The sequence below is a fragment of the Bradyrhizobium sp. TM239 genome, from assembly GCF_036247985.1.
GTDB classification, from domain to species: Bacteria; Pseudomonadota; Alphaproteobacteria; order Rhizobiales; family Xanthobacteraceae; genus Bradyrhizobium; species Bradyrhizobium ottawaense.
In genome coordinates this window covers 1-250 of sequence record NZ_BTIR01000057.1, presented here as the reverse complement: position 1 = coordinate 250, position 250 = coordinate 1, and the positions used below count along the sequence as shown (strand labels likewise).

The window sequence follows — 250 nt, the reverse complement described above, 5'->3', positions numbered from 1 at the left end:
GAGAAATGGATTCCGGGCTCTTCGCTTCGCGATGCCCCGGAATGACGAGAGGACAAAAATGCTATTCACCGCCGACCACGACGACATCCGCCGCAGCTTGCAAAAGTTCATCGCCAACGAGATCAACCCTCATGTCGATGATTGGGAGAAGGCCGACATCTTCCCCGCCCACGAGCTGTTCAAGAAGATGGGCAGCCTCGGCTTTCTCGGCCTGAACAAGCCGGTGGAGTTCGGCGGCTCCGGCCTCGAC

Annotated in this window: 1 protein-coding gene; it reads left to right on the top strand. The window is 58.8% G+C overall.

From position 1 onward, the window contains the following. Positions 1-58: 58 nt before the first annotated feature. The coding region (locus AABA84_RS34890) for an acyl-CoA dehydrogenase family protein (protein ID WP_338314363.1) at positions 59-250 on the top strand (192 nt) is incomplete at its 3' end.